The following is a 799-nucleotide window of genomic DNA, read 5'->3' as shown; positions in this document are numbered from 1 at the left end:
TTCAAATTAAGGCAGGCGTACACCATCGCAGGTGATGCCTAACAAATCGTCCAAGCCGACGCCGCTTCGCGACGCGGCTTAACTCAGGTGTTAGGCGTTGCATGAAGATTTCAGGGGGAATGATGCAAAAAGCTTCACTCGTGATCGGCTTGGCTCTGCTTTCCGGCTGCGCCACCCACTACGCGCCGCCGACCTCCGGCCCGACGGCAACCGTTACGTTCGGTGCATCGGGTATTCCTATGGGCGCTTGGGTGCTCGTGCAGAACTATGCTTCCGAAAGATGTGAGCCCAGCCCCAACGGCACAAGGCTCGCTACATTCACGACGACGGCAGTCCAAGGCAAGGGCGACCCGCACGCGGGCGTGAGCCGCGCCATGCCCGCGGGCCAGCCGGCGGTTGTCACCTTCGCTTATCAGGCTGGGGCGGCCGGCTTCACGGACACCGCAGCCTGCACGCTTACGCAAGCATTCGTGCCTGAGGCCGGCGGAAAGTACCGGGTGTCCTTTGTCCAATCCGGAACGATGTGTCACGTTTCGGTGGTGCGCGAGGACGGCGGCGCCCTCAAGCCCGTTCCGGGCGCCAAGGCGGTTAACCCTGTATGTGTAAATCAGATCAACGGGTAACGCCTAACAATTCGTCCAAGCCGACGCCGCTTCGCGGCGCGGCTTAACTCAGGTGTTAGAGCGCACATGAGACGTCTGTTGCTCCCGATAATCTTGGTCCTGAGCGCTTGCGCGTCGGTGCCTAAATCCTCACCCGCCACATCAGCTTCTTGCGCAGAGCGAGTTGCGGCTGCCAA

The 799-nt window shown here is 61.2% G+C and carries 1 protein-coding gene; it reads left to right on the top strand.

Going from position 1 to position 799, the window contains the following annotated elements:
• Positions 1-101: 101 nt before the first annotated feature.
• A complete protein-coding gene (locus ACFFGH_RS34385; protein WP_386677465.1) occupies positions 102-623 on the top strand; it encodes a hypothetical protein in 522 nt (173 codons plus the stop codon).
• Positions 624-799: the final 176 nt, after the last annotated feature.

It is taken from the genome of Lysobacter korlensis (genome assembly GCF_042434515.1).
The sequence above is the reverse complement of the archived record's forward strand: the minus strand, read 5'-3'. Positions and strand labels throughout refer to the sequence as shown.